4 protein-coding genes are annotated in these 2,245 nt (G+C 29.0%); all 4 read left to right on the top strand.

Annotated features, from left to right (window positions below; translation table 11 throughout):
• Positions 1-92: IS3 family transposase (locus tag DAD81_RS20600; protein WP_157961213.1), on the top strand; the 92-nt coding region annotated here is incomplete at its 5' end.
• 144 nt (positions 93-236) lie between these two features.
• A complete protein-coding gene (locus DAD81_RS20595; RefSeq protein WP_111710367.1) occupies positions 237-641 on the top strand; it encodes a hypothetical protein in 405 nt (134 codons plus the stop codon).
• A gap of 9 nt (positions 642-650) precedes the next feature.
• The gene (locus DAD81_RS20590; RefSeq protein WP_111710365.1) at positions 651-1,364 is read left to right on the top strand and encodes a hypothetical protein; all 714 of its coding nucleotides are present in this window, start codon (positions 651-653) and stop codon (positions 1,362-1,364) included.
• Positions 1,365-1,368: 4 nt separating this feature from the next.
• Positions 1,369-2,100: a M23 family metallopeptidase gene (locus DAD81_RS20585; RefSeq protein ID WP_111710363.1), complete on the top strand. Its 732-nt coding sequence runs from the start codon at positions 1,369-1,371 to the stop codon at positions 2,098-2,100.
• Positions 2,101-2,245: the final 145 nt, after the last annotated feature.

Below are 2,245 nucleotides of genomic sequence, written 5' to 3'. Positions count from 1 at the left end.
AGTATATAAAATATTATAATAATGAAAGAATTAAACTAAATTTAAAAGGAATGAGTCCGATTCAATATCGAACTCATTATTATCAAAATTAATTATAAATTTGTCTAAACTTTGGGGTGCAGTCTATTTTCTTTGTCAGTAATTATTTACTAAATTAGGTGCTTAAACCACGCAACAAACCATATATAAACACGTTGTAAAACATTTAAAAAAAACACTCTGCATTCAATAACACTATGAAAAACTTAATAATAATTCTATGTTTTTTTACTGCCTTTGCTTCAGCTCAAGAAGAATCGCAATTCGAAATTAAAGATAATCTCTTCAAAGTTAGTTTGTTTAATAACATTTCGCTATCAAATAATTTGACGGTTCAAAATGGTCTTTCAGTTAGAAAAAATCTTGATTTTGTTACTTTAGAAGTTCCGATTTTGATGAAATACAACATTTCAAATGAATGGTCTACATTTTTAAGCATACAATCAAGAAAAGTTATCTATATAAATTTTCCAGACTTAAATCTTGAACGACCTTCAAAGTCCTATATCTCGACAGGAACGGAATATGAATTTAAAAACAATTTTACTGGAAATTTGACTATTGGATTTCCTTTAGATTTAAATTTAGGACTAAAATTTTAGAAATTCTATATGAAAATAAAACAAACTTTAACCACAGTCATTTTGGTTCTATTTTTTTCGATTGGATATTCTCAAACTACAGAAAAAAAGAATCAACTTGAATTTTCAATAGGTTACAATTCAGGTTCTTTAAAAAATTTAGAATTTGCCCCAATATCTCAATACGATTATAATGACGTTATCTATAAGTTAAACTATGAACGAACAAGTAAAAGACAAAATATATTTGAAATAGAATTAGACTTTTTTGACAGAACAGCATTAAAAAGTGAAAGAATACCGAGTTTAAACGCAGAATATTTAAGAGCAGATTTGAGTTTCTCGTATTTAAAACAAATTCATAATAAAAATTCACTTTCCATACATTTAGGATTACAAACACAATCAAATGTTTCTTTTCTTTATAATAATACGGACTATTTTTCTGCTCATCAAATTTTTGGTGTAGCAAGTCGATTCAGTTATAAAATAAATGAAAAACAATATCTCACGTCAAAATTGACTATTCCTTTTGTTTTGTTTAGAGCTACTGGAAATGGCGGAACAATTAAATCACTTAATAAATATCAAAGTATTTTGTGGAATTTAAAATATGGTTATGTGTTATCGGAATATTTCGATTTAAAAATGACCTATGATTTTATGTACAATAGGCTTCAAATACCGAGTGCTTACAGAGAATTACAGCATCAAATTAACCTTGGAATAATATATAAATTTTAAACTAATGATTAAACATAAAAGATTAAACATATATATCTTTTTCTCTTCACTTATCTTATTATCAATATCTTGTACTGATACTTTAATTGGCGATAAAGGAGAACTTGATGAAGACATTTTTTTAAATTATCAATCGCAAACGGAATTAGAATTGCCATTTGAAAATGAAATGGAAACTAATATTGAATGGACTATAAACCAAGGTGGTAGAACAGGTTTAGAAAATAATCATTTCTCAAATCGTGAGGCAAGATATGGAGTGGATTTTGGTCAAAAAGTAAATGGTGTAGGTTTTACTGGAGACGGAACTAATAATGAAGATTATTATAGTTTTGGGGAACGTGTAAATGCGCCTGGAGATGGGAAAGTTATTGCTCTAATGAATAATATTGATGACAATGCAGTTGTTGGAGATTTTAATACCGATCAACCTCTTGGTAATTTTATAACAATAGACCATTTGAACGGAGAGTTTTCTTTTTTAGCTCATTTTCAAAAAAATTCTATAATAGTGGCATTAGGAGATACGGTACAGAAAGGTCAAGAAGTAGGAAAATTAGGAAATAGTGGGCGTTCTACTGGTCCACATTTACATTATCATATGCAGACAACGCCCAATTATGAGGAAGGAAGTGGAAACGGAATTGGACTTCCAATGCAATTTTTAAATTATTTCGCAGATGATGTATTTATAGAAAAAGGGGAGCCAATAAAAGGTCAAATTGTACATAAGTAGTGAGAAAAAACGTTTTACAGTTGAGTAAGTAAGGGGGATTTCACCCCAAACTTCTCACAGAACCGTACGTGAACCTCTCAATTCATACGGCTCTTATTATGCAGTCAATAGTTAGGTTAACTGATAACCTAACGCCCAATGATAA

The sequence above is a fragment of the Lutibacter citreus genome, assembly GCF_003260195.1.
Taxonomy (GTDB): domain Bacteria; phylum Bacteroidota; class Bacteroidia; order Flavobacteriales; family Flavobacteriaceae; genus Lutibacter; species Lutibacter citreus.
This window is presented reverse-complemented; position numbering and strand designations above follow the sequence as displayed.